This window comes from Prevotella sp. P5-126 (assembly GCF_002251185.1).
Classification (GTDB): Bacteria; Bacteroidota; Bacteroidia; order Bacteroidales; family Bacteroidaceae; genus Prevotella.
In genome coordinates this window covers 1-324 of record NZ_NPIZ01000116.1, presented here as the reverse complement: position 1 = coordinate 324, position 324 = coordinate 1, and the positions used below count along the sequence as shown (strand labels likewise).

General features: G+C 45.1%; 1 pseudogene. It reads right to left on the bottom strand.

Going from position 1 to position 324, the window contains the following annotated elements:
* A pseudogene (locus CIK90_RS13545) lies at positions 1 to 324 on the bottom strand (IS1380 family transposase); the annotation flags it as partial.

Below are 324 nucleotides of genomic sequence, written 5' to 3'. Positions count from 1 at the left end.
TTTCAAGGAACTGATGGTCAAAGTCAACATCGTATTCCTCAATTTCCTTCAACTCGCCTGTAGAAACCAAAGCGTTTATAAGCAATGTGTTGAGTTTGTCTGCAGTATTGAAATCATAGGTCTTGCCTTGGTCGGAAGTATAGGAGATGTTTTCCTGTGTCAGTTCCTTGATGGCTCTGAGGATGGTATCAGAGCTGCATGTACGAAGGGTAGGATGATACGAGAGATGGCGCATCAGTTGTGACGTTACATCTTCCACGCATGAGCCGCCACAGAAATAAACGCTCATCAGCGAACGGACTATCTCGCTGAACTGATATCCGA